Annotated in this window: 19 protein-coding genes and 1 pseudogene; 7 read left to right on the top strand and 13 right to left on the bottom strand. The window is 64.7% G+C overall.

What is annotated here, in order from left to right; genetic code table 11:
* Positions 1-7: 7 nt before the first annotated feature.
* The 3 genes from LDZ21_RS25385 to LDZ21_RS25375 all read right to left on the bottom strand — a co-directional run bounded on the left by LDZ21_RS25385 (position 8) and on the right by LDZ21_RS25375 (position 4,319).
* Positions 8-898, bottom strand: coding sequence for an ABC transporter permease (locus tag LDZ21_RS25385; RefSeq protein WP_244796878.1), 891 nt, complete (start codon positions 896-898; stop codon positions 8-10).
* Positions 895-2,184, bottom strand: a complete 1,290-nt coding sequence (locus tag LDZ21_RS25380) for a quaternary amine ABC transporter ATP-binding protein (protein ID WP_244796877.1) — start codon at positions 2,182-2,184, stop codon at positions 895-897. Before LDZ21_RS25380 ends, LDZ21_RS25385 begins: the two co-directional genes overlap by 4 nt.
* Positions 2,185-2,786: 602 nt before the next feature.
* The gene (locus LDZ21_RS25375; RefSeq protein WP_244796876.1) at positions 2,787-4,319 is read right to left on the bottom strand and encodes a complex I subunit 4 family protein; all 1,533 of its coding nucleotides are present in this window, start codon (positions 4,317-4,319) and stop codon (positions 2,787-2,789) included.
* A gap of 337 nt (positions 4,320-4,656) precedes the next feature.
* Between LDZ21_RS25375 and LDZ21_RS25370 the strand changes: the two genes are divergently transcribed.
* Positions 4,657-4,905 (top strand): adhesin, encoded by a 249-nt coding sequence (locus LDZ21_RS25370; RefSeq protein WP_244796875.1) that lies wholly within the window; start codon positions 4,657-4,659, stop codon positions 4,903-4,905.
* A gap of 9 nt (positions 4,906-4,914) precedes the next feature.
* Here LDZ21_RS25370 and LDZ21_RS25365 read toward each other — a convergent pair whose 3' ends face one another.
* Complete coding sequence (locus tag LDZ21_RS25365; protein ID WP_244796874.1) at positions 4,915-6,231, bottom strand: Gfo/Idh/MocA family protein; 1,317 nt, start codon at positions 6,229-6,231, stop codon at positions 4,915-4,917.
* A 120-nt stretch (positions 6,232-6,351) separates the two neighbouring features.
* Positions 6,352-8,442: a putative bifunctional diguanylate cyclase/phosphodiesterase gene (locus tag LDZ21_RS25360; protein ID WP_244796873.1), complete on the bottom strand. Its 2,091-nt coding sequence runs from the start codon at positions 8,440-8,442 to the stop codon at positions 6,352-6,354.
* Between the two features lie 310 nt (positions 8,443-8,752).
* Between LDZ21_RS25360 and LDZ21_RS25355 the strand changes: the two genes are divergently transcribed.
* A complete protein-coding gene (locus tag LDZ21_RS25355) occupies positions 8,753-9,823 on the top strand; it encodes an MBL fold metallo-hydrolase (RefSeq protein WP_244796872.1) in 1,071 nt (356 codons plus the stop codon).
* 27 nt (positions 9,824-9,850) lie between these two features.
* Here LDZ21_RS25355 and LDZ21_RS25350 read toward each other — a convergent pair whose 3' ends face one another.
* From LDZ21_RS25350 to LDZ21_RS25325, 6 genes and pseudogenes are all read right to left on the bottom strand, one after another.
* Complete coding sequence (locus LDZ21_RS25350) at positions 9,851-11,194, bottom strand: LLM class flavin-dependent oxidoreductase (RefSeq protein ID WP_244796871.1); 1,344 nt, start codon at positions 11,192-11,194, stop codon at positions 9,851-9,853.
* Between the two features lie 34 nt (positions 11,195-11,228).
* On the bottom strand, positions 11,229-12,458 hold the full coding sequence (locus LDZ21_RS25345; RefSeq protein WP_404980597.1) for an acyl-CoA dehydrogenase family protein: 1,230 nt from the start codon (positions 12,456-12,458) through the stop codon (positions 11,229-11,231).
* 3 nt (positions 12,459-12,461) lie between these two features.
* Positions 12,462-12,674: pseudogene (locus LDZ21_RS25340) on the bottom strand (ABC transporter ATP-binding protein); the annotation flags it as partial.
* Positions 12,675-12,709: 35 nt separating this feature from the next.
* Entirely contained in the window at positions 12,710-13,057 is a 348-nt protein-coding gene (locus tag LDZ21_RS25335) for a hypothetical protein (protein WP_244796870.1), read from the bottom strand.
* Between the two features lie 163 nt (positions 13,058-13,220).
* A complete protein-coding gene (locus LDZ21_RS25330) occupies positions 13,221-13,823 on the bottom strand; it encodes a dioxygenase family protein (RefSeq protein WP_244796869.1) in 603 nt (200 codons plus the stop codon).
* A gap of 17 nt (positions 13,824-13,840) precedes the next feature.
* Positions 13,841-14,962: a YbdK family carboxylate-amine ligase gene (locus tag LDZ21_RS25325; protein ID WP_244796868.1), complete on the bottom strand. Its 1,122-nt coding sequence runs from the start codon at positions 14,960-14,962 to the stop codon at positions 13,841-13,843.
* Positions 14,963-15,137: 175 nt separating this feature from the next.
* Here LDZ21_RS25325 and LDZ21_RS25320 point away from each other — a divergent pair, with 175 nt between their 5' ends.
* Positions 15,138-16,040, top strand: a complete 903-nt coding sequence (locus LDZ21_RS25320) for a LysR substrate-binding domain-containing protein (RefSeq protein WP_244796867.1) — start codon at positions 15,138-15,140, stop codon at positions 16,038-16,040.
* A 105-nt stretch (positions 16,041-16,145) separates the two neighbouring features.
* Positions 16,146-17,420 (top strand): MFS transporter, encoded by a 1,275-nt coding sequence (locus tag LDZ21_RS25315; RefSeq protein ID WP_244796864.1) that lies wholly within the window; start codon positions 16,146-16,148, stop codon positions 17,418-17,420.
* Between the two features lie 8 nt (positions 17,421-17,428).
* On the opposite strand, the gene LDZ21_RS25310 is transcribed toward LDZ21_RS25315, so the two are convergent.
* Complete coding sequence (locus LDZ21_RS25310) at positions 17,429-19,780, bottom strand: two-partner secretion domain-containing protein (RefSeq protein WP_244796862.1); 2,352 nt, start codon at positions 19,778-19,780, stop codon at positions 17,429-17,431.
* A gap of 250 nt (positions 19,781-20,030) precedes the next feature.
* Here LDZ21_RS25310 and LDZ21_RS25305 point away from each other — a divergent pair, with 250 nt between their 5' ends.
* From LDZ21_RS25305 to LDZ21_RS25295, 3 genes are read left to right on the top strand one after another with little or no spacing between them, the layout of a single operon-like run.
* Positions 20,031-21,119, top strand: a complete 1,089-nt coding sequence (locus LDZ21_RS25305; protein ID WP_244796861.1) for an HlyD family secretion protein — start codon at positions 20,031-20,033, stop codon at positions 21,117-21,119.
* Positions 21,116-22,705: a DHA2 family efflux MFS transporter permease subunit gene (locus LDZ21_RS25300; RefSeq protein WP_404980595.1), complete on the top strand. Its 1,590-nt coding sequence runs from the start codon at positions 21,116-21,118 to the stop codon at positions 22,703-22,705. The genes LDZ21_RS25305 and LDZ21_RS25300 overlap by 4 nt, the downstream gene beginning before the upstream one ends.
* Positions 22,706-22,737: 32 nt before the next feature.
* Positions 22,738-24,180 (top strand): efflux transporter outer membrane subunit, encoded by a 1,443-nt coding sequence (locus LDZ21_RS25295; protein ID WP_244796859.1) that lies wholly within the window; start codon positions 22,738-22,740, stop codon positions 24,178-24,180.
* A 146-nt stretch (positions 24,181-24,326) separates the two neighbouring features.
* Here LDZ21_RS25295 and LDZ21_RS25290 read toward each other — a convergent pair whose 3' ends face one another.
* Positions 24,327-25,607 carry a PQQ-dependent sugar dehydrogenase gene (locus LDZ21_RS25290; RefSeq protein WP_244797299.1) on the bottom strand — a complete coding sequence of 427 codons (1,281 nt, stop codon included), beginning with the start codon at positions 25,605-25,607 and terminating at the stop codon, positions 24,327-24,329.
* Between the last annotated feature and the right edge of the window lie 16 nt (positions 25,608-25,623).

Below are 25,623 nucleotides of genomic sequence, written 5' to 3'. Positions count from 1 at the left end.
CGGACGTTCAGGTCTGCGCGGCGCTGCTCGCGCCTTGCTTCAGGGACTTCGCCGACTTGCGCGGCTTCTTCTTCGACTTGACGCCGAAGCTCTCGGTGAGGCGGTCCAGCACGATGGCCAGCAGCACGACGCCCAGCCCGCCCTCGAAGCCGATGCCGATATCGAGGCGCTGAATGCCGCTCAGAACGTACTCGCCAAGACCGCCCGCTCCAATCATCGATGCAACGACGACCATCGACAGCGCCATCATGATCGTCTGATTCACACCCGCCATGATCGACGGCAATGCGTTCGGAAGCTGAATCTTCCACAGCAATTGCGCATCCGTGCTGCCAAACGCGCGGCCCGCTTCGAGCAGTTCTTCGCGCACCTGCTTGATGCCGAGCGTCGTCAGGCGCACCACCGGCGGCATCGCGAACACGATCGTTGCAATCACCGCAGGCACGCGGCCAAGGCCGAACAGAATGACCGCGGGAATCAGATACACGAAGGCCGGCATCGTCTGCATGAAGTCGAGCAGCGAACGCAGCACCACTTCGACTCGCCGGTTGCGCGCGCCCCAGATTCCCATGGGCACGCCGATGACGAGGCTAAAGAACGTGGCAGCTATGACGAGCGCCAGTGTCGATACCGTCTGCGCCCACAGCCCCATGTAGTTGATGACGTACAGCGCCACGCCGACGAAGGCCGCGAACGCCACACCGCGGCGCCAGAGCGCGAGCGCCATCAGAATCACGAGCATGGCGATGAACGGCACCGCGGCCAGTCCATCTTCGAACAGCTTCACGAATGCGCCGAGGACCGACGAAAAGGCGTCAAATCCGCCGCGAAAATGCTGAAACAGAAAGTTGACGAGGTCTTCCGCGAACTTACCGAAAATCGATGATGACGAGTTCATGCTGCTCTCCGCTCCAACACTTGCCTGAGGATGGTCCGGCACGACACGACGCCGGCGAGTTTGCCGTCACCGTCCACGACCGGGACGTCGTACTCGCGGTTGAGCGCGACGGAAGCCAGTTCGTGCAGGTCGGCTTCCGCTTGCACCGCATGCAGTTCCGGATGCAGCGCATCGCGAACGGTGCGATTGCCGGCCTTGTGCAGCCGGTCGAGCGTCACGCAGCCCACGAAGCGGCCGGCCTCGTCGCAGACGTATCCGCAATCGACGTTCGAATCGATCATGTCCGTGAGATAGCGCTCCGCTGACGCGCCCACGTCGCACGCGAAGACGCCCTTCTGCGGCTTCTCCATCAGGCTCGATGCCGTCAGGAAACGCGAGACGTCCACGTTGCGAAAGAAGTCCCGCACGTAATCGTCGGCGGGAGTCTGAATGAGTTCGGCGGGCGTGCCGACCTGAATGAGCCGGCCGTCCTTCATGATGCCGATACGGCCGCCGATCTTGATTGCCTCTTCGATATCGTGCGAAATGAAAACGATCGTGCGTTGCTCTTCCTTCTGCAAACGCAGCAACTCGTTCTGCATCTCGAAGCGGATCAGCGGGTCGAGCGCGGAGAACGCCTCGTCCATCAGCAGTACGGAAGGATTGACGGCGAGTGCGCGCGCAAGACCGACGCGCTGCTGCATGCCGCCCGACAGTTCGCTCGGCAGCAGCTTCTCGTACGAACCGAGCCCGACGCGCTGGAGCGCTGCACGAGCGGTCTCATAGCGTTCGGCCTTCTTCTGACCCGACACTTCGAGCCCGTAAGCGATGTTGTCGAGCACCGAGCGATTCGGCAGCAACGCGAACGACTGAAACACCATCGACATCTTCTGGCGCCGCACTTCGCGCAACTCGATGGTGGACATCGGGGCGATGTCGCGGCCTTCGAGAATGACGCTTCCGGATGTCGGTTCGATCAGGCGGTTCAACAGGCGAACCAGCGTCGACTTGCCCGATCCGGACAGCCCCATGATGACGAAAATCTCCCCGGCGCGGACGCTGAGACTGACATCGTCTACTGCAACCATGTTGCCGGTGAGTTCGAAAATTTCGTTGCGTCCGCGGCCTTGCCGCATCATGTCGAGCGCGCGCTCGGGCTTCTGTCCGAAGATCTTCGAGAGGTTCCTGACTTGCAGAATCTCCGCGCCGGCCGCAATGCCGGCTTCCCTGCTGGAAGCGGCGGCCGTGCCCTCAGGAACACTTACGTGTGCCAGGTTCTCCGGCGCAAGGGTCAAGTTGGGTGTCATCTTCTGTTCCGACTGATAGTCAACGAATACGGCAGCACACTGTCCGGCGCGGCCCGCATCGAGCGCATCGCGTGGCCTTGCTGTCCGGCTTTATGCCCTGTCACCAAACGGCTTTGCTCGTCTAATGTGGCGCATGCGAATCACACAGTGTTCTTATCGCCTGCAAATCAAAGCATCTGATTCGTCAGTGCTTGTCATCGGTTCATTCATGCACGGGTCAAAGCGTATCAAGTCAAATTCGAACGCCCACTAACATTTCCTTGGCCATATGCCCTACTTTTGGTAATGCTGCTTTTGAGGGAATTCACGCGTGCAGACGCACCACCTCAGAGCTATATCGCCCGGAGCGTTATGGAGTGAGGCTTGGAGGCGCGTGCGAACCGCCCGGCTGCATCGATCGCCATGGCCGATGCTTCGCGCCTGAAACAGCGGACCTAGGGAATGTCCTTAAACGAACGACTAAGGGATCGCCCTTAGTCGGCTTACGGTAATGAACCGTCTTGCCCGGGGCATGGCGATGATTCGCGCATACGTCCCAGAAGAAGAACGGCCTCGACGTGCATTCACGCCGAGGCCGTCGCAGAGAACGCGGTGTTCTCGTTTTATCCGGGCAAGCGCTTCGATGCTTCCGCGCGATGCGCGTCGTAAGAAGGCGCGTTGTCATTCGCCGGCAGGGACGATGCCTGCGCCGCCGATACAACTGCTTCGACCGACGGACCGATCGCATCGGTGAAGGTCTTCGGATGAACGCCGATGGCGAGCACGAGCACGGCCATCGCGCCGAGCACGACGAACTCGCGCTTGCCGAGGTCCTTGAGCATCGCGACGCGCTCGTTCCTGATCGCGCCGAACATCACGCGCTTGTACATCCACAACGTATAGGCCGCGCTCAGAATGAGCGACAGCGCGGCAATCGCGCCGACCCAGAAGTTGAAGCGGATCGCGCCCATCAGCACGAGAAATTCGCCGACGAAGCCGGACGTGCCAGGCAAGCCGACGTTGGCCATCGAGAAGAGCATCGCGTAGGTGGCGAACTTCGGCATCGTATTGACGACGCCGCCATAAGCATCGATCGAACCGCTGCGGGTGCGGTCGAACAGCACGCTGGTGCACAGCAGCATCGCACCGGACACCACGCCGTACGACAGCATTTGCACGACCGCGCCTTCGGTGCCCATCGGGTCGAAGGTGAAGAGGCCGAGCGTGACGAGGCCCATGTGCGCGACCGCCGAATACGCGAGCAGCTTGCGCATGTCGGTCTGCGCGAGCGCGACGAGACTGCCGTAGAGGACGGCGACGAGCGCGAGCGCGATCATCGCCGGAGCGAAGAAGTGCGATGCATCGGGCACGATCGGCAACACGTAACGCAGCATGCCGTAGCCGCCGATCTTCAACATGCCGAGCAGCACGGCCGCGCCGGTCGGACCTTCCGCGTTCACGTCGGGCAGCCATGTATGGACGGGCCACATCGGCACCTTCACCGAGAACGCCGCCATGAAGCACACGAACACGACCAGTTGCGGCGCGAAGCCGATCTTCAGGTGCCGCCACGCGTCGATATCGAACGTATGCGACTGGCTCCAGAGATAGATGAGCGCCGCGAGCATGGCGAGCGAGCCGAACAGCGAGATGAAGAAAAAGCGCATCGCCGCGTACACGCGACGCTCCGAGCCCCATGTTCCGATCAGCAGATACAGCGGAATCAGCGTCGCCTCGAAGAAGACGAAGAACAGCATGCCGTCGAGCGCGAGAAACACGCCCTGCATGCAGCCCGACAGTATGAGAAACGCGCCGTAATACTGCGCGACCTGTTTCGTGACGCTGCGCCATGACGCGACGAACACGATCAGCGTCGTCACCGCGGTCAGCACCGAGAACCACAGCGAGATGCCGTCGACGCCCAGGTGGTACGAAATACCGAACTGCGGCAGCCAGTCGATCCTTTCGGCGAGCTGAATCGCGCTCGACGAGGCATCGAAGCGCGCGAGCAGCGGCGCCACCGGGAGCAGCCCGAGCACCGCGCCGAACAGCGCGGCAGCGCGCGACAGCGTGGCGGACGGGCTGAAGGTGAATACGAAGATGCCCGACACCACTGGAATCCAGATGAGAAAACTGAGTACAGACGGCAGATGCATAGTTTGAGCGGTTTGAAGCGCAAAACGCCTCCCGCACGCCGCGTGGACGCGCAGGGACTGCGAAGTTGACGATGAGCTGACAGGCGGAACGGTTGTGCTGTTGATCCGAAGTCCGGAACGCAACCGAATTGAAAGCTACGTTTTTCTAGGGTTAACGAGAATAACCCAAAGAAAAAGTTTTCGGGGAATTGGCGGGGATCAAAGTCATTGCGCGTGGCGGCATTGACAAGCCGCGCCAGATCGATTGACGCCTCACCGACGGTTCGCCTTGCTCCGTGCTTGCCCTGATTTGCGCCGGGCGGTGTGGCCCTTAGCCTAGCGGCAAAGGAGACAAAGAATGAGAAAGGTATTCAACGCTGTCGTCTTTGCCGTCGTCGCTTATCTCGTGGCCGATCGCGCCATGCTGCACGCCCAGGCGCGCGACGTCGACGCCTCGTCGTGCGTGCGAGGCGCCGAGCAGGTCCGGATGGATGCGCTCGACAAGGGCTTCAGCCACGCCGCCGCCAGCAGTCAGGGCAGCGCCTTCCGGTCGCAATGCCTGGTGACGGGCGGATCGCGACCGGCCGCATGGCAGGCGATGCGCTGACGCGCGCCGCTAGAACTTCTCTTCGTCGGGCATCGGCCCGCGCGTCGGTCCCGGCGGCGGCACGAGCCTGACGACGCGCCCGGTGCGCGCCGATTCGTAGATCGCCTCGATGATCCGCTGATCCTGCAGCCCTTCCTCGCCGGGCGTATGCGGCGTGCGATTGCGCACTACGCACAGCGCCATGTGATCGATCTCGCGCGCGAACTGATCGACCGGATCGATCGTGATTTCTGTCGCCGCGTTCTTCTCCTCGATCAGCATCCCCTTGCGCAGCCGCAGCCCGTTATACGCGAACGCGGGATTCATCTCGGCCCATGCCTTCGCGCCCTGCACGCGGAAAAATCGCGCTTCGTGGGTCGCGTAGCTCGACGCGCACGTTGCGGTCGCGCCGCTCGGAAAGCGCAGGATGAAATGCACGCTCTGCTCGACCTCCCGGAAACGCGGATCGGAAGCCGGCTGCACGACGGTGCCGATGACTTCCGTCGGCTCCTCGTCCAGCAGAAATCGCGCTGCGTTGATGCAATAGATGCCGACGTCCGGCAGCGGCCCGCCTCCCGCCAGCGCGCGCTTGAGCCGCCACTGGCCGGGATCGCCCGCATTCTGCGAATTGCCGGCGATGAACTCCGTCACCGGCCCCAGTTGCTTCTCCTTGATCCACTTCGCGACGAGGCGGTCCATCGGCTCGTACTGGCTGCGATACGCGATCATCAGCAGCCGGTTCGCGTTGCGGCACGCGTCGATCATGCGCTGGCAGTCGGCGACGCTCGTCGCCATCGGCTTTTCGCACAGCACGTGCTTGCCGATCTTCGCCGCGCGCTCCGTGTATTCGCGATGCATGCTGTTCGGCAGGACGATATAGACGACTTGCACGTCGCGATTGTCGGCGAGACGCTCGAAGCTGTCGTAGCCGTAGATGGCGGTGTCGGGCAGCCCGTATTGACGCGCGATCTTGCGAGCCTTGTCGGCGTCGCCGCTGACGAGCGCGGATAACTTCGCATATTTCGACGATGCGAGCGCCGGGAGAATCTGGTTCAGCGACAAGCGCCCGAGCCCGACTACCGCGAAGCCGACGCGCTCATCCGGACGAGCGCGCGGATCGGGTGTCTCTTCCTGCTGCTCGGTCTGAATATCGGCGATGGGCGGCAGCTTGACGGCGTCGGCGTCGCCGGGCGTGCCTTGCGCCGCGTTCGCAACGCGCGCCGTGCCCGCGCCGCCTGCAAGCAGCGCGGCCGCGACGCCAGTTCCGGTGCGCTGAAGAAAGCGCCGGCGGGGAGTGTGTGGGTCGAGCGGGGCGTGCTCGTCGTCGAGAGGCGGAGTCGTCGGCATGGGAGGGATCGGTGATGGTTGGATGGGCGCTCGATGCGAACACGTGTTCGAGCAAGCGCCGTTCCGTTACATCGCCCTGTCGAGGACACCGGGATGGGCAAAACAACGACAAATGCGAGGCTAACGCACGAGCGTCGACGCGAGCGGCGCACGCGCATTCAGCACCGCTTCGACGAAAAGATTCGCGGGCATCGGCCGGCCCAGCAAATAACCTTGCAGAATGTCGCAGCCGACTTCGGTCAGGTGCTTGCGCTGCTGACGCGTCTCCACGCCCTCCGCGACGATTCGCAGATTGAGCGTACGCCCGAGCGCCACGACCGCCGATACGATCGCCGCGTCCTCGGTGCCGTGAGACAGTTGCCCCACGAAACCGCGATCGATCTTCAGTTCCGTCGCGGGCAGCCGCTTGAGATACAGCAGGCTCGAATAGCCGGTGCCGAAATCGTCGATGGCGATCTGCACGCCGGTATGCCGAAGCTGTTGCAGCACCGCGAGGCTGACATCGACGTCGCGCATCGCCGTGGATTCCGTCACTTCGAGAATCAGGCTATGCGCCGGCAGGTCGTGCCGGCGCAGCACGTCCTGCACGGCTTGCACGAGACCGTCGTCGATGAATTGCAAGGGCGACAGATTGACCGCGATGCTCCAGTCGACGTGCCCCGCGCAATGCCACAGCTTCAGTTGGCGGCAGCTTTCGTCGAGCACCCACATGCCGATCGGCACGATCGCCCCGGTCTTCTCCGCGAGCGCGATGAAGCGGTCCGGCGACAACAACCCGCGCACCGGATGATTCCAGCGCAGCAGCGCCTCGGCGCCGACCGCCACGCCGCTCAGCGCGGCGAACTTCGGCTGGAAATGAAGGACCATCTCGCCGGCCGTGAGCGCCGAACGCAACTCATGCGCGAGTTGCATCTGCTCATAGACGTCGGCCTGCATCGACGGCTCTAAGAAGCAGCAACTGCCGCTGCCGAGCGCCTTGGCGTGGTACATCGCTGCATCGGCGTTGCTGAGCAGTTCCTCCTGATCCGCGCCGTTGTCCGGATAAATGGCGATGCCGATGCTGAGTGAAATGCGGACATCGTGGCCTTCCACCTGAAACGGCGCTTCGATCGCCCGGGCCAACGCCTGCGCGACCGCCGCCGCGCCTGTCTCGTCCCCGACGTCCGACAGCAGCACGAACTCGTCGCCGCCGACGCGGGCGATCGTATCGTGCGATCGCAGTGCATCCCGCAGCCGCCGCGACACGTCGACGAGCAGCTTGTCCCCGACGCGATGACCGAGCGCGTCATTGACCGCCTTGAAGCTGTCGAGGTCCATGAACATCAGCGTGAAGCGGCCTTTCGTGTGCCGCGCGCCCCGCACCAGTTGTTCGAGCCGGTCTTCGAGCAGCACGCGGTTGGGCAAGCCGGTGAGACTGTCGTGAAGCGCGAGAAAGGCGAGTTCCTTGTTCGCCTCCGCGAGCGACGCCGCGAGCACCGCCGTGCGCGCTTCCATCCGCAGGTCGAGCACGGAGATGATCAGCGCGATGGCGATCACCGCCAGCGTCACGAGGATCACCACCAGCGCGAGCCACGCGGGATCGGCGCCGTCCCGCGCGGCATCGCAGACGCTGCCGAGCGGAAAATGCGCGGCGGCCATGCCGGTGTAATGCATGCCGACGATTGCGACGCCCATCACCAGCGATGCGATCCCGCGAAGAAAGAGCCTGCCCGACGCCTCCCGCAAGCGGAAAGCGATCCACAGCGCCGCGCCCGACGCCACGATGGCGATGGTCACGGACAACACGACTAGCGCCGGTTCGTACTCGATGCCCGGCCGCATCCGCATGGCCGCCATGCCGGTGTAGTGCATGCCCGCGATGGCCGGCCCCATCAGCAAGGCGCCGACGATCAGCCGCGATGAAGGAAGCGTTTTCTGGCCGACGAGCCAGAGCGCGAACATCGACGCCGCGATGGCGATGAGCAGCGACAGCAGCGTGATCGCCGGGTCATAGCCGAGCGCAATCGGCAAGTTGAACGCGAGCATGCCGATGAAGTGCATCGACCAGATGCCGAGGCCCATCGCGCATGCGCCGCCGATCATCCAGTAGCGCGCGGCGCGACCTTCGGCGAGCGCGATGCGCCCCGCCATGTCGAGCGCGGTGTAGGCGGCCAGCATGGCCACGAGGAGCGAACAGACGACCAACAGCGGGTTATAGGTATTGGCGAGCATCGGCCGTTATCGTTGGAAGCGCCAATCTTCGATCATCGCTCATGCGCGGATGTCGGTGGAGCGGAGGTTTTGGCCGCCGGGCGAACTTGCCCGAAACTACGCAAAAACGCGGCCCCACGAGCGAGCAAGTATGTTGCCAACCATGAGGCTTGGCAATCGAAAACATTCATAGGATTGCCTTTTCGACAGCACTTTGTCCTGGTCACGAAAAGCGGCGGCGCGACGGGCTTGAGCATTCGCCACGAACCGGCTTGAATGAAGGTAAAGGCCGCCCGCATCGGTACGCGCCTTCATCCTTCGGACACCCGCGATGATCTTTCGTCAGCTTTTCGATGCCGCGTCCTCGACCTACACGTATTTGCTCGGCGATGCCGGCGAGGCGCTCTTGATCGACCCCGTCTTCGAGCAGGCGCCGCGCGACCTCGCGCTTCTGGAAGAGCTCGGCTTGCGGCTGTGCGCCACGCTCGACACGCATGTGCATGCCGATCACGTGACCGGCGCGTGGCGGCTGCGCCGTCGATGCGGCAGCTCGATCGCGCTTGCGGAAGCAGCGGGCGCCGAGGGCGTGGACCGGCCGTTGAAACACGGCGATCGCATCGGCTTCGGCGGCCGCCATCTGACGGTCCGCGCAACGCCCGGTCACACCAACGGCTGCCTCACCTATGTGCTCGACGATGAGCGCATGGCCTTCACCGGCGACAGCCTGCTGATTCGCGGCTGTGGCCGCACCGATTTCCAGCACGGCAATCCGCGCCAGTTGTTCGCCTCGGTGCGCGAGCAAATCCTGACGCTGCCCGGCGACTGCCTGCTCTACCCCGCGCACGACTATCGCGGCATCACCGTGACGAGCGTCGCGGAGGAGCGGCGCTTCAATCCACGACTCGGCGGCGACGTGGATATCGGCGACTTCATGGGACATATGAGCCACCTCGATCTGCCGCATCCGAAACGGATGGCCGTGGCGGTACCAGCGAACCTGCGCTGCGGACAGCCCGAAGACGACGCGCAGGCCGACGACATGCCGGACTGGGCGCCGCTCACGCTGCGATTCAGCGGCGTATGGGAGATCGAACCGACGGCGCTGCTGGAGCGGCAAGACGCGCTGCAAATCGTCGATGTTCGCGAGGCGCCCGAGTTCATCGACCGGCTGGGGCATTTGCCGGGCGCGAAGCTCGTGCCGCTGTCGCATCTGATCGGCCGGCTCGACGAACTGGATCGCGAGCGGCCGGTCGTGACGGTGTGCCGCTCGGGCGTGCGGTCCGCTCAGGCCAGCGTGCTGCTGACCAAAGCCGGATTCGGGAAGGTGGCGAATCTCGCCGGCGGGATGTTGAGGTGGAAGGCGGAGGGCTTGCCGGTGGAGGCGGACGCCGTCTCGCCGTGACGGGCCGCGTCGCTGCCGGATGCTTCGTTACGCCGCCTCGCGCGCCGCCGCATGCCCTGCCGGCTTTGCGAGCCCGAAGTGGCTGCGCAGCGTATCGCCTTCATAAGCGCGACGGAAGATGCCGCGCCGCTGCAGGATCGGCACGACGCCTTCCGTGAATGCTTCGAGCCCGTCGGGCAGGACGTCGGGCATCAGATTGAAGCCATCGGCGGCGCCGTTCTCGAACCAGTGCGCGATGTCGTCGGCGACCTGTTCCGGCGTTCCGACGATCACGCGATGCCCGCCCCCGCCCGCCAGCGCCCGTACCAGCTCACGCACGGTGTAGCCGTGCGTGCGCGCCTGCGCGAGCGTCGCGTTGAAGAACGTGTGATTGCCGTTGCCGTTATTGGGCAGCGGCAGATCGTCGGGCAGCCGCTTGTCGGGCGAGAGCGAATCGACCGGCACGCCGAGCGTTCCCGCCAGCCGGTTCAGGCTGTAGCGCCACGGAATCAGGTCGACGAGTTCGTCGCGGCGGCGCAGCGCTTCGGCCTCGGTCGCGCCGATGATCGTCGTCAGCCCGGCCAGCACTTTTACCGCGTGCGGGCCGCGTCCGTAACGCGCGGCGCGTGCGTTCAGATCTTCGCGATACGCCCGCGACTCATCGAACGATTGCGACGCCGAGAACACCGCTTCCGCGTGACGCGCGGCGAGATCGCGCCCGTCGCCCGATGCGCCTGCCTGCACCAGCACCGGATGACCCTGCGCCGAGCGCGGCAGATTCAACGCGCCCTGCACGCCGAAGAAGCGCCCGCGATGCGCAGCCGGATGCAGCTTGCCGAGATCGACGAAGCGGCCGCTCGCCTTGTCCGCGATGAACGCGTCGTCTTCCCAGCTATTCCACAGCGCCTTGACGAGCGACGCGAATTCGTCGGCGCGGGCATAGCGTTGCGCATGATCGGGCACGGCGTCGAGCCCGAAGTTGCGGGCGGAAGGCAGATCCGCCGTCGTCACGATGTTCCATCCCGCGCGCCCCTTGCTGACGAGGTCGAGCGTCGCGAAGCGCCGCGCGATGTTGTACGGCTCGTTATAGCTCGTCGATGCCGTCGCGATCAGTCCGATATGCGTCGTCGCGGCGGCGATGCTCGTGAGCAGCAGCGTCGGTTCGAGCGCGGTGATCGGACGCATGTCGAGCTGATCGGAGATTGCGGCGTTATCGGCGAGAAAGATCGCATCGAGGCACGCGCGCTCCGCAGTCTGGGCCAGGCGCACGTAATGGTTCACGTCGAGGAAGGCGCGCGGATCGGCGTCGGGAACGCGCCACGCGGACGGCACGAAGCCCGAGTGCAGCGCGTTGATGTTCAGATGCAACTGGCGCGGAAATTCGCCGCTCATGGAAGACTCCGGTTCGAGTGATGGGCGAAGCGCGTCAGAACACGCGTCCTTCGGTGAGATGCGTCGTCACGCCGTTCAGCTCGTAATCGCCGATGACGCGCGATTTGTGCAGCAGCGGGTTGTGACTGAAGATCGTGCGCAGATTGCGCCAGTGACGGTCGAAGTTATGCGCGCGCGCCGTCGCCGATGCGCCGCCTGCCTCGAACATGCGCTCCGCTGCATGGAGCGCCAGCTTGCTGACGACGAGCTGCGTGCGCGCGGTGGCCAGCGCGCCTTCGAGCACGAGGGCATCGGCATCGGCGCTGCCGTTGCGAATCGCCCGCGACGAGCGATCGAGCACGCGTGCGTTATCGCGCACGAGCGCATCGATCGCATGGCTATGCGCCGACAACTCGCCGGTCACTTGCTGAATGAAGCCGTCTTCCCGCGCGGACGGCGCGGGACTGTGCAGCACCGGACGCCCGTGACGAAGCACGTAGCGCTTCGCATCGGCCACGACGTTGCGCACGATGCCCGCCGCCACCGCCACCAGATGCAGTTGCCGCAGCGCGCCGCCGTGCCGTCCCGCGAGCGTCGTCAGCGTGCGCGGCGTGACTTCGTCGGCGTGCACGAGCAGGTCGTCGAACACGAGGCTGCCGCTCGCGGTCATGCGCTGGCCCATGCCGTCCCAGTCGTCGAGCACGTTCAGCCCTTCGCGCTTGGTCGGCACGATCGCGATGACCGGCTCGCCGGATTCGTCCTGCACGTTGAGACGCGCATAGTCGGAGAACGCTGTGCCCGTCGCGTAGTATTTGCGGCCGCTCAGGCGATAGTGATCGCCGTCGCGCCTCAGTTGCGTCGTGATTTCGCCGGGCCGCGACGTGCCCGCTTCCGTCGATGCGCCGCCGAAGATCGCGCCTTCCGCCACGCGTCTGATCTGCAGTTCGTTGAACGGCGTGCGCGGTGACAGCAAGAGCGCTTCGGTCTGGTCGAAATGAATGCGCAACGCATGCGCGACATTGCTCTCATGCGCGGCGAGCGTCGATATCACGTGGAAGACATCTTCGAGCGAGCCGCCGAAGCCGCCCCATTCCACCGGCAGACGCAGCTTGCCGAGCCCCGATTCACGAAAGCGTGCGAACGCTTCGAACGGCAATTCGCGACGCACTTCGCGCGCCGCCGCTTCTTCTCCGATCGCCGCAGCAAGCGCGGGCAGCGCATCGAGGGCCTGCTGCAAGGCCGAGGAGTGATGATGTTCCGGCATCTGGTTTCCTTGTTGGGTCATGTTTTACGCGGCTTGGGCGTCGAACCGGTTGACGGGAACCGCATCGAGCAGCGCGCGGGTGTACGCGTGTCGCGGTGTGCGCCAGATTTCACGGTGATCGCCACGCTCGACGATCTTCCCGCCGTGCATCACATGCACGCGATCCGCGATGTAGCGCACCACCGAGGGGTCATGCGAGATGAAGTGATACGCGAGCCCGAGGTCGCGTTTCAGTTCGGGGCTTGCCCGCGTCCCAGTAATCCGGGTTGCGTTCATAGACGATATTCGCGCCGCGCGTCCACGACTCGAAGTGGCGCGGATGAATGGACTTCGGCGGTTCGATGGAGACCGCGACATCTGCCGACGTGAACGGCTGGCCATCGTGGCATTGGCTTGAGATCGAAGTCGTATGCAGCAGCCCTTCGATCACTTTCGAGCTTGCGACGAGCGCGGAAGATCGGCACGAGCACGGGCGGCTCGGCGTTGATCAGCACGTCGAGCGTGCCGCCGCGCCGGGGCGCCGCGCCCTCATTCCGTGCGAATGCCAGTGAAGACAGTCCCGTCGATGCGATGGCCGCACCGGATGAAATCAGGAAGTCACGTCGATTGAAGCCTGCCATGTAATGCCGTTCCTTTGCCTATCGTTGAGCGTCCGGTTCGCGTTGCGCGTGCAGAACGTGCTGCTGCCGCAGCGCTCACGGTAAGACGGACCGGCGTGCAAAGGAACAAATGCTTATGCATAACTAAAGCGCACATCGTCGAATAAGCTAGTGCGATGAATCGCTATGCGAGCGTCAACACGAAATCGAATCGCGCCGTCTTGCGCCCGCCCTCGTCGCCTGTCGCGACCAGCAAGCGCCGGTCGAACAGCGAATCGCGCGCGTTACGCGGCTCGTCTGGAAAGTACAGTTGCGTGGTCAGCACCGCTCCATTGGGCGGCTGCACGTTCACGTGAAAATGGCGCGTTCTTCCCGGATACAACCCCGGCACGATGGTCTCCAGTCGATACCGTCCCTCGCCATCCGCAAACTGATGCCCGCGCAGCCGGAAGCCATCGACGTCGTACTCGCCGGCATTGTCGGCATGCCAGAAGTCGAGCAACGCGCCCGGCACCGGCTTGCATTGCGATGACCATACGCGCCCGCTCAACACGACCTTCGTCCCGTCGATGCCCGCTTCCAGCAGCGATGTCCGCTTCGGCGAGCGCGGCAGGAAGAACGGACCCGCCGTCTGGCGCGGCGTCGGCTCGTGTCCGTCGCTGCAGGCGGGCGTGGCGGCGAGCGCGGGCCTCGCATCGCCGAAAGCCATCAGCAGCAGCGCGGACGGCAAGACACGCGACTCGAGCAAGAATCTGCGCCGTCCCTGGCTGACGAATCGTTTCGACATCGAAGACGCCCTCGCTCTCACGCCTGCGCGCCACGCCATATCCGGCATTGCTGACGCACCACTTCATGCAACGAATGATGCGCGCCATAGACACGCCGCAGCCACGTCGCATCGCTCAGGCCATCGGTCACGGTGCGCCTGATCTGCTCGAGCCCCTCCTCTCCTCCCAGCGCCCGCGCGTGCGGCGCGACCGCGTCCAGCGTAGCGAGAATGTCGTCGCGTATCAGAACGCTTTGCCCGGTCTCCGGATTCACACAGGTTCCTTCCAGCCCGAAGCGGCAGGCCATGAACCGGTTCGTCCGATACACCTCGTAATCGCGCTCACTGAGACGCAGCGGCTCGTCGACGAGCACGAATCGCGCAAGCGCCTGAATATAAGCCGCGATGGCGGCGGCCCATTCGACGCGCAGCGGCGTATCCATCACACGCACTTCGATGGTCCCGTAGCCCGGGCTCGGACGGATGTCCCAGTAAAAATCCTTGAGGCTGTTCACGAGGCCGGTCTTCGTCATGCGATCGAAGTACTGCTGGAATTCCGACCACTTCGTGACGAACGGCGCCTGCCCCGCCAACGGGAACGGCGCGACGGAATTCAGGCGTGCGCACTGGAACCGCGTGTCGCTTCCCTGCACGAAGGGCGATGACGCAGCCAGCGCGATGAAGTGCGGGACATAGCGCGACAGCGAATGCAACAGCACGAGCGCCGAGTCGGCATCGGCGCAGCCCACGTGCACGTGCTGGCCGAAAATTGTGAACTGCTGATAAAGCGCGCCGTACAGGCCCATCAGATATTCGGAACGCGCGCGCCCGTCGGAACGCTGGTCGTACCAGTTCTGGAAGAAGTTGGTCCCGCCGCCGCACACGCCGACGTTCAGAAAGTCGGCGGCGCGAACCAGCGTGTCGCGAAGCCCAAGCAGTTCGCTCCGCGCCTGCTCGAAGTTGCTGCACACACCGGTCGATACCTCGATCATCCCTTCCGTTGTTTCGGGATTGATCGCGCCCGCGAAGGTTTCCGCGCGCACGCGGTTCAGCAGTTCCGTCGTCGCCTTCGTGAGGTTGTAGTCATGCGTGTTCACAAGCTGAACTTCGAGTTCGACGCCGATCGTGAACGATTGCGAGGAGGCGAATGGCTGCAGCATGTCTTGTCCTGTTGAACGGGGACGGAGGCAGTACGCGGTGCATTGATTCTAGGCGTCTCCTTTCAGTTTGCTAAGGCCGATGTTGCGAACGCACAGGAAGGCGAATCCCAACGCGGGCAGTGCGACGCAAGGCGGCTGTACGATAACGTCACCGTCCATCCGGAAAAGCACGCTCATGCCCCAGCGCCTGCCCCCGCTCAACGCCCTGCGCCTCTTCGAAGCCGCGGCGCGGCACAAGAGTTTCAAGCTCGCCGCCGCCGAACTGAACCTGACGCCGGGCGCGGTGAGTCATGGCATCGGCGCGCTGGAAGACATGCTCGGCGTCGAACTGTTCGTGCGGGAGGCGCGGGGACTTTCGCTGAGCGCGGCGGGCGAGCTGTACTTGCCGTATATCGCGGAGGCGTTCGGGCTGATCGCGATCGGCACGCAATCGCTGCCCGACAGGCGCAAGCGCCGCTCGATCTCCGTCACCTGCGCGCCGACGCTCGCCGCGCGCTGGCTCGTCCCGCGTCTCGCGGACTTTCGCACGCGCTGGCCGAACATCGACGTGAGCGTGGATACGTCACGCCGCCAGGCCGGCTTTCCCGTCGACGGCTTCGATTTCGGCCTGCGCCTGAGTCGCGGCCCGGTGGACGGCGCATCGTGGCTGCGTCTCTTCGGCGAGCGGCTCGTGCCGGTGTGCAGCCCGGCTTATCGCGCGATGCTGGGCAACGATACCGGCGCGCCCGATCTCGCGCACGCGACCCTCATCCATGTCGATACCGCGAGCCAGGACTGGCAGGCGTGGATCGACGGCGCGGGCATCGACGGGCTCGACACCCAGGGCGGGCTGCGCTTCGATACCGTGCAGCTCGCCTTCGATGCCGCCGCCGCCGGTCTCGGCGTCGCCATCGGCAGGCGGCCGCTCGTCGACCGCGAGCTTGCGGACGGCACGCTCGTCGAAGCCCTCGCGACGACGGTCGAAACGCAAACCGCCTATTGGCTGTGCGAGACGCCGCAGGCCAGCGAGCGCGCCGAACGCGCGGCGTTCCGAAGCTGGCTGATCGAACAGGCGGCGGAGTTCGCCGGGCGTATCTGAAGCGAATGCGCGGACGGTTGAACGCCGCTCATCCGTGCGCGAAAACTTTTCGTTTGTCAGCGCGTGCCGGGGCCTGCGACGATTGCCGCAAGGAGGAACGCGATCATGCCGTCCCTAACGCAGGCAACACATACGAACCGCACGAACCGCGCGGCGACCTGGGCGCTCATCGGCGCGGCCGCGCTGATCCTGAGCGCCGCGATGGGCGTGCGCCAGACCTTCGGGCTATTCATCGGGCCGTTCTCGTTCGATCGCGGTTTGCCCGTCACGCTGATCGCGTTCGCCATCGCGCTGCACAATCTCGTGTGGGGCTTCGCGCAGCCGTTCGCGGGCGCCGCCGCCGATCGCTACGGCGCCGCGCCGGTCGTGGCCACGGGCGCCGCGACGTTCGCCGCCGGGCTCGCGCTCGCCGCCGCATCGACATCGGGATGGATGCTCGTGCTCGGGCTCGGATTGCTCGTGGGCATCGGCATCAGTTGCACCAGCTTCGGCGTGGTGCTCGCCACCGTGGGACGGGCCGCGTCGCCGCAAACGCGCAGCGTCGCAATGGGCCTCGCCAGCGCGGGCGGCTCGCTCGGTCAGGTGCTGATGGTGCCGTTCGCGCAGGAAATCCGCGTGCACGCCGGCGTGCCGGCATCGCTCTATGCGCTCGCCTTTGCGATTCTGCTGGCCGCGCCGCTCGGCATCGTGCTGGACCGCGCGAGCCGGCGTCGAAGCGCTTCGGTTGCGGCATCGCCCGGCATGGAGGAGCTTGCGATGCCGCTGCGCGATACGCTCGCCTACGCGTCACGTCATCGCGGCTATCGGCTGCTGACGCTGGGCTTTTTCACCTGCGGTTTCCAGCTTGCGTTCATCGCGACGCATCTGCCGGGTTATCTGCTGCTGTGCCATATGCCGGTCGGCCTCGGCGCGACGGCGCTCGCGCTGATCGGCCTCTTCAACATGATCGGCAGTTGGGGATGCGGCTGGCTCGGCGGACGCTTGCGGCAGCATCATGTGCTCGCGTGGCTCTACCTGATACGCGGCGGCGCGATCGCGCTGTTCGTCCTGTTGCCGACGACGAGCGTCTCGGTCGTCGTCTTCGCCGCCGTCATGGGCCTGACGTGGCTCGGCACCGTGCCGCTCACCAACGGCCTGATCGCGAAAGTGTTCGGCACGCGGCACCTCGGCACGCTGTTCGGCGTCGTGTTCCTGAGCCATCAGCTTGGCTCGTTCCTCGGTGCGTGGCTTGGCGGTTATGTGTTCGACGCCACCGGCTCGTACTCGCTCATCTGGGGCGCGACGGCGATCGCGGGGCTGGTCGCGGCGCTGCTGCACTTTCCTATCGACGACAGAGCCGTCACCATCGACTTGCCGCAGCGCGAAGCGGCGCGTGCGTGACCGGCGTTTCAAGGCGTCTGCAACTGCCAGCGCAGGATCGGATGGGTGCCGCCCGCCGGGATGACCCATGTCCCGTTCGGGCCGAAGTCCCATTGCGGCCCGAAGCTCTGCGCCGTGCTCATTTGCGCCGTCGTGAGACCGGTGGCGCCTTCCGCGCCGCTGCCGTTCACGCCGATGGTCTTGCCGGTCGTCTGCACGTCCCAGAAGTCATTCGACACCGAACCGCCGTTCACGCCGATGAATCCGCCAATCGGATTCGGGCCGAACGGCGTGGCAGGGCCGGTCGCGAAAGACTGGTTCACGGTCCCGGCGTTATCGCCGGCGAACCCGCCGCTGACGCCGAGAATGGTGAAGGTTGAACCGGTCGCGTAAGACTGCGCGATGGTCCCGGTGTTGCGCGCGACAAGCCCGCCGACCGCATCCGCGTGCGATCCGCCGGTGACTGAGCCGGTGGCGTACGACTGAGTGATGACGCCGGAGTTGGTGCCGGCGAGTCCACCCATCGTCTCCAGCCCCGACACGCTGGCCGTGCTCGACGACCGCTCGATGGTCCCGCCATTCACCGCGACGAGGCCGCCACCGATCAGCGAAGTGATGCCCTGGCCGTTATAGACGGCGCCTGCCGTGTGCACGCCGGCCACGTGTCCGTTGTTCCGGCCCGCGAGCAAGCCGATGTTCGCGCCCGCATACGTCGCGGCGGTTCCGTCCACGTTCAGGTTGCGCACGATGCCGCCGGTCGCGATCGTGCCGAACAATCGCGCATAACTTCCGGCGGGCGGATCGACGAGCCTGAAGCCGGAGATCGTGTGGCCCATGCCGTCGAACTGTCCGCTGAAGGCGGTTTGCGAGGACACGCCGATGCCCGCGTAGGGCGTCGTCAGCGCGATGTCCTTGCCAAGCGCATAGACGCCGCCGGGATCGGCGGATATCGCGTCGAGATCGGCGCGCGTGTTGACGAGGCGATACGCCGTGAGCTGCGTCGCGAGACCGCTGTACGGTGCGGCGGTCCACTGTGCGTTCGTGGTGATCGTGCCGGGCGTGTACGCGCTGTTCATGTCCCGCAGTATCGACACGATGCCCACGCTGCGCGACCAGTCGATAACGCCCCCATTCACCACGCCGCCGCCGTTGCCGACGCCGCTCGCGTCCGCGCGCAAGGTGAGATTGCCTGCGCCGTTGTTCGCGACGGTCGCAGCGGGCGCGATCGTGACCGCGTGGAATGCGTTGAGCGCAAGCGATGCGTCGCCATTCCACCGCACGCTCGCGTTCACGTCGATGTCGCCGGTCTTGCCGCCTTTACCGGTGGTATCGACGGCCACCGACGTGCCGTGCGACAGCGCGTTCGCGAGCGCGCCGGCCGCGCCGCCATCGACCATGAAGACCGGCGTGGCGAGATTCCACTTCGCGGCGTCGATCGATGCGTTGTCGACGTGCAGCGTCGCACCGTTCATGTCGACCGTGCCGCCGCTGCCGTCCGCATTAGCCGCGCCGATGCGGCCGTGCGCGTGTACCGCGCCGCTCTCCGCGACGAGCCACACGTGGCCATCGCGCGTCGCGGTGCCGGTTGCGCGCAGTTCGCCGGGGCGGCCGGCGAGCGCAAAGACATTTCCCTCGGCGGCTTGCAGGCTGATCTGCGCGGCGTCGATGGCGCCGGACGCATCGACGGTGCCGCGGCTTCCGGCTTGCACGAACATTTGCTGACCGCTCGCTGCGTCATGCAGCAACACTTGGCTACCGACCGCGAGTTCCGCGGTGCCTTCTTTCGCGTTGATTTCGCCGCGATTGAAGACCGCCGTCCGCGCGATCAGGAACACATCGCCGCCGCTCGAACCGATCTTGCCGAGGTTCGCCACGACGCCATCGCCGGTTCCGGTAAGCGTCAGGTCGCCGCCGGCCATGAACGCGCTGTTCGACGCATCGAGCGAAGATGCGACGAAGCGCCCGCCGGTCGTCACCACGCCCGTGCGTCCGATCACCACGCCTTGCGGATTGATCAGGTAAAGGCTGCCGGTCGCGCTGAGTTTTCCGTCGATGACCGAGCGATCCAGCCCGGTCACGCGATTGAGCGTCGCGCCCGAGCCGTTGCTGATATCGACCGTATTGCCTTTGCCGATAGAAAAGCTGCGCCAGTCGATCACGCCGCGCGATGTCGTCTGCGTGATGTTGACGGATTTGGCTTGCGTACTGATGGAACCTTGCCCCGCCACGAACTGGCCGCACTGGGGCAATGGCGGCGCTGCGCCCGCGTTCGACGCAAACATCACGGCAAGCGCGATGGAAGTCAGCGAGAAAGAGAACGGCGAAGCGATACTATCGCGCGGCAAACAAGCGCGATGCGCTCGCCCGGTCATCCATGACATGACGCACCTCCGTCTGAGGCCATCGATCCGCGGACGAACGTCCCGCAGTGCGTTCAAGCATAGTTCATAAACGCTTAGGTCGGGAGCGAAGTCATTTGACAAAGTGCATATGCACAAATACACTGCCGAAGATGAACTCACCGGCCTTTCAGGATGATTGCAATGGCTTACGGCATGTCAGCGTGCCAGCATGCACCAATCCGCAGACCGGTCTTTTTCTACCTTCATCAGTGCACATGCACAATAGCCAATGTCGACATCTCCTTCGGTTGCCTCGCCCGACGTCGCGGGCATAGCAAAACCCGCCCGGCGCGTCCCGTGGATGCTGCTCGCGTTGATTTCCGTCGCCATCGTCATTGCGGCGGCCGTGTCGTACTGGCTGCTCGTCGGGCGTTATGTCGAATCGACGGATGACGCTTATGTCGGCGGCGACGTGACGGTGCTTGCGCCGAAAGTGAACGGCTTCGTCTCCGACGTGCTCGTACAGGACAACCAGTTTGTGCGCGCGGGCCAGGTGTTGATCCGTCTCGATGCGCGTGATTACGATGCCCGCCTCGCCCAGGCAAGCGCCGAAGTGCAGCGCGCGCAGGCCGCCGTCACCGAACTCGATGCGAGGAAGTCGCTGCAGATCGCGACGATCAGCGCGCAGTCGGCCGAAGTGCGGGCATCGGGCGCGGAGCTGACACGAAGCGCTTCGGACTCCGCACGATACCGGCAGCTCGTCAAGGACGATGCCGTGTCGAATCAGGTGGTCGAACGCGCCGATGCCGATCTCGCCAAGGCACGCGCGGCCGTCGACCGCAACAACGCGGCGCTGACCGCCGCGCAACGCCAGCTTAGCGTGCTCGATGCGCAAATCGACGATGCGCGCGCACGTATCGCCACCGCTGAAGCGACGCGGCGCGTGGCCGCGCTAAACGTCGAATACACGACGATCCGCGCGCCGATCGACGGCTATGTCGGCAACCGCAGCGCGCGTGTCGGGGCGCTGGCGAACGTCGGCGTGTCGCTCCTGACGGTGGTGCCGTCGAGCGGCCTGTGGATCGATGCGAACTTCAAGGAAGACCAGTTGAAGAAGATGAGAGCGGGCGACAAGGTCGATGTCGATCTCGACGCATCGAGCCGCCGTATCGAAGGCGTGGTCGAGAGTCTTGCCCCGGCGACGGGCGCGACTTTCAGCGTGCTGCCCGCCGAGAACGCGACGGGCAACTTTACGAAGATCGTGCAGCGCGTGCCGGTGCGCGTGCGGCTGTCCGTTCCGAAGGACATGCAGGGCGTGCTGCGTCCCGGCCTTTCAGCGATGGTAAAAGTGCATCTGCGCACGGACAGCGCATCATGAGCCGCGCAACGCACGCGCCTCACGCGCCGATGAATCCCGCCGATCTGCCGATGCGGACCAGGGTCTTCGCCTTCTCGCTGCTGTGCCTCGGCTTCTTCATGGCGACGCTCGATATCCAGATCGTGGCTTCGTCGCTGAAGGATATCGGCGGCGGGTTGTCGGCGAGTCAGGACGAATTGTCGTGGGTGCAGACTTCGTATCTGATTGCAGAGATTCTCGTAATACCGATGTCGGGCTGGCTCACGCGCGTGTTCTCGACACGCTCGGTCTTCACGTTCTCCGCGTTCGGCTTCACGCTGACCAGCATGTTGTGCGGTCTCGCGTGGGACATCAACTCGATGATCATCTTTCGCGGCCTGCAAGGCGCGCTCGGCGCCGCGATGATCCCGACCGTCTTCACGACAGCCTTCATGCTCTTTCCCGGCAAGCAACGTCTGATCGCCGCGACAACGATCGGTGCCCTCGCCTCACTCGCGCCGACCATCGGCCCTGTGATCGGCGGCTGGATCACGTCACAATGGTCGTGGCACTGGCTTTTTTATCTGAACCTCGTGCCCGGCGCGGTAGTGACGATACTGGTTCCGCGCTTCGTCGATGTCGATGTCGCCGACCATTCGTTGCTGCGCAAGGGCGATTACGTGGGCATCGTGTTGATGTCGGGCTTTCTCGGTTGCCTCGAATACGTGCTTGAGGAAGGGCCGCGCAAGAACTGGTTCGGCGATGACGTGATTCTCTTCTGCACGTGGATATCCGCTATCTGCGGCTTTCTCTTTCTCGTGCATGCGTTCACGGCGAAAGAACCGATCGTCGATCTGAAGGCGCTCGCCATTCGCAATTTCGGCATTGGCAGTCTGCTGTCGTTCATCACGGGCATTGGTCTTTTCTGCACGGTATTCCTGACGCCCGTGTTTCTTTCGCGCGTGCGCGGCTTCGACTCGCTTCAGATTGGTATCGCGCTGCTCTCGGTCGGCTGTTTCCAGCTCATTGCACTCAGCGCCTATTCGCTTCTTGCTCGCTTCGTCGATATGCGCCTTTTGATGGTGTTCGGTCTCGTTTGCTTCGGCGTCGGCTGTTATCTCTATGTGCCGCTGACGAGTGAATGGGGATGGCGCGAACTGCTTCTTCCGCAGGCGCTTCGCGGTATCGGGCAACAATTCTGCGTGCCGCCCATCGTCACGATGGCGCTTGGCTCGTTGCCGCCTTCGCGGCTGAAATCGGCGAGCGGCCTCTTCAACCTGATGCGCAATCTCGGCGGCGCGATCGGCATCGCCGTTGCAAGCACGATGCTCAACGATCGCCTCAACCTGCACTATCAGCGGCTCGATGAGCACGTGACTGCGGGCCGTCCGGTCATCGAGGCGCTGTTGCGCGATCAGGCCGCCCATTTGGCAGCGGCCGGCGGCGACGTGCTCGATGGCGCTGCTGCAAGCCTCGCCGCACTGCATGCGCTGCTGATGCGCGAAGCGCTCGTGCTGACGTTCTCGGACACCTTCCTCGCTGTATCGCTCTGCTTTGCGGTCGGGCTTGTCAGCGTTTTCTTTTCACGCCCGTTCGGCAACACGGCCCCGCCGCCGGATGCGCATTGATAGTTAGTCTCCCTTATTATTGAAGGTGCAGCATGAAAGCCATCGCTCCAAAACTGCTTGCCGTCGCGGCCGCGATGACGCTCGCTGCCTGCGCGGTGCCGCCGGCATCGCATCAGGACTTGCCCGAAGTGGCCAGGACCATCGCGCCCGATGCGTGGAGCGTCGAGGCTCCCGTCGACAGCATTGATGCAAACGCGTGGTGGTCGCAATTCGGCGATCCGGTGATGCATCGGCTGATCGACACTGTGCTCGACGGCAATCTCGACATCAAAGCCGCCGTCGAGCGCGTGCGGCAGGCGCAAGACATCGTGAAGCAGCAGAATGCCGCGCTCGCGCCGCAACTCGACGCGAACGCAGGCGCATCATACGCACGGCAGAACACCCCGCCGCCGCTCGGCTATGTGAAGCAGGCGGGCGTCGGCCTGACGGCGTCGTGGCAGCCGGATGTATTCGGCGGTGAACGCCTCGCCGTGCTGGCGGCGCAAGCGCAAGCCACCGGGCGCCGGTCCGCGCTCGACGAATTGCGGCTCGCGATGGCGGCGAATGCGGCGAGCGCGTATATCGACTTGCGATGGGCGCAGGCGCAGCTTCAGATCATCAGCGACAACGAGCAGATACGCAGCCGCGCGCTCAGGCTCACGCAGCAGCGTCTGCGTTATGGACTGTCGACGCAGCTCGATGTCGCCCGCGCGCAGAACCAGCTACAGGACTTGCAGGCGCAGATCCCGCCGATTCGCGCCGCCATTCAGCACGACATGAGTCTGATCGCCGTCTATGCGGGTCGCACTCCGGAAAGCGTCGATGGACTGACGCTCGGCGAAGCGCGTCCGATCCCTGTTCCGGCACAGAGCGTGCCGAACATGCTGCCATCGGAAGCGCTGCTGCGCCGCCCGGACGTGCGCAGCGCGTATGCAACGGTCGAGCAGCGCGCGGCGGAACTGGGCGTCGCGAGAGCCGAGCGCTATCCGAAGTTTCGGTTGAGCCTGAGCGATGGCATTCTGGCATCGTCGTATCTCGGACTGCCGACGCTGACGGATAACCTCTTCAGCGCCGCATTGAATGCGACGAGCCCGATCTTCAACGCGGGCCGCATCGCCGCGGATATCGACCGGAACGAAAGCCGCATGCGTGAATCGCAGCTTGGCCTTCAGCAGACGATGCTCGACGCGCTGAAGGACATCGAGGACACGCGCAGCGATCTGGTAAATGGCGACGAGCGAGTCGTCAGGCTCGGCGGCGCACTCGAGGCATCGAACCATGCGCTGCGCCTGTCGAACGAACTGTACAAAGGCGGGGCATCGAGTTTTCTCGACGTGCTCGCCGCGCAAGAAGCGTATCTGCGCGACGCCGACGCATTGAACGATGCCAAACGCCACCATGCTCAGGCGGCTGTCGCGCTTTACCGCTCGCTCGGCGGCGGCTGGGACGCGCCGGACGAGCGCGGCCCGGTGAGCGGGCAGGTGGCCGCAAATTGAAGTGCTTCGTATGAACTCGGCTTGCAGCGCACTGCATGCGAAACAGCTGATCGTCTGACGGCGCGTCGTGTGCGCACTGCACATAACGCGGCCACAGGCATCATCGTTTGCATGCAGCATGCTGCGCACCGAGACGCTATCCGCCCTCACCCTCCGGCCGCAGTCACACGCCAGACCGCATTACCCGCGTCATCCGCGATGATGAGCGCCCCGTCCCGATCCTGCGCGAGTCCGACGGGCGCGCCGCGCAGTTCCTTCTCGTCAGCCGACACAAACCCGGTAACGACCGGCTTCGGCTCGCCCACAGGCTTGCCGTTTTCGAACGCAACATACGCGACCGCATAGCCCGAAAGCGGCGAGCGGTCCCAACTGCCGTGCTCGCCGATAAACGCGCCGCCACGATATTGCGCCGGCAGGTTGCCCCCGGTATAGAACAGCAGGCCGAGCGGCGCGACGTGCGAACCGATCGCATAATCCGGCTTCAGCGCCTTCGCGACGAGATCGGGCCGCTGCTGATGCACGCGCTCGTCGAGATGTTGCCCGTAGTAGCTGTAGGGCCAGCCGTAAAAACCGTGTTCCTGAACCGATGTCAGATAGTCCGGCACCAGATCCGCGCCGATCTCGTCTCGCTCGTTCGCGACCGTCCACAATGCGCCTGTTTTCGGCTCCCACTGCAAGCCGGTGGGATTGCGAATGCCCGACGCGTACACGCGGCTCGCGCCGGTCGCAATGTCGACTTCCAGCACCGCCGCGCGCCGGTACTCCACCTCTAGACCGTTCTCGCCGACATTGCTGTTCGAACCGACGCCCACGTAGAGCTTCTTGCCATCGCGGCTTGCGAGCAGCGCCTTCGTCCAGTGATGGTTGATCGTGCTCGGCAGGTCGGCGAGTTCGACGCCCGGCTGCGCGATGCTCGTCGCGCCGGCCTGGTACGGAAACGCGAGGATCGCATCCGTATCGGCGACGTAGAGCGTATCGCCGATCAGCTGCATGCCGAACGGCGAATGCAGATGCTCGATGTACACATGCTTCTCCCACGCGCCGCCGCTGCCTTTTCGCAAAAGCGTGATGCGGTTGCCGCCCTTCGCCTCTTTCCCCGAGCGGCTCTGCACCATGCCCGCGACGAGCTGCTTCGGCGTCGTCACCGGTTCTTCCTGCGGGCTGCTCGATTCCGCGACGAGAATATCGCCGTTCGGCAGCGCGAGCACCTGTCGTGGATGTTCGAGGCCCGAAGCAATGTTCTCGATCTTCAGGCCGTCCGCGACCTTCGGCGCTTCGCCGCTCTTCCAGCCGACATGCTTCGGCACCTGCATCGGCGGCGTGAAGAAATTGCGCGGTCCGGGCAGCGGCGGATTCGCGCCGGCCTGATGCTGCGAATCATAAGCGGCGTGCTCGTTGCATCCGGCAACGCACAGCGCAACGGCCATCGACAGCACGCCGGTC

This window comes from Caballeronia grimmiae (assembly GCF_022879615.1).
Taxonomy (GTDB): Bacteria; Pseudomonadota; Gammaproteobacteria; order Burkholderiales; family Burkholderiaceae; genus Caballeronia; species Caballeronia grimmiae.
Note: the sequence above shows the minus strand (reverse complement) of the source record. Positions and strands in the feature narration are given on the sequence as shown.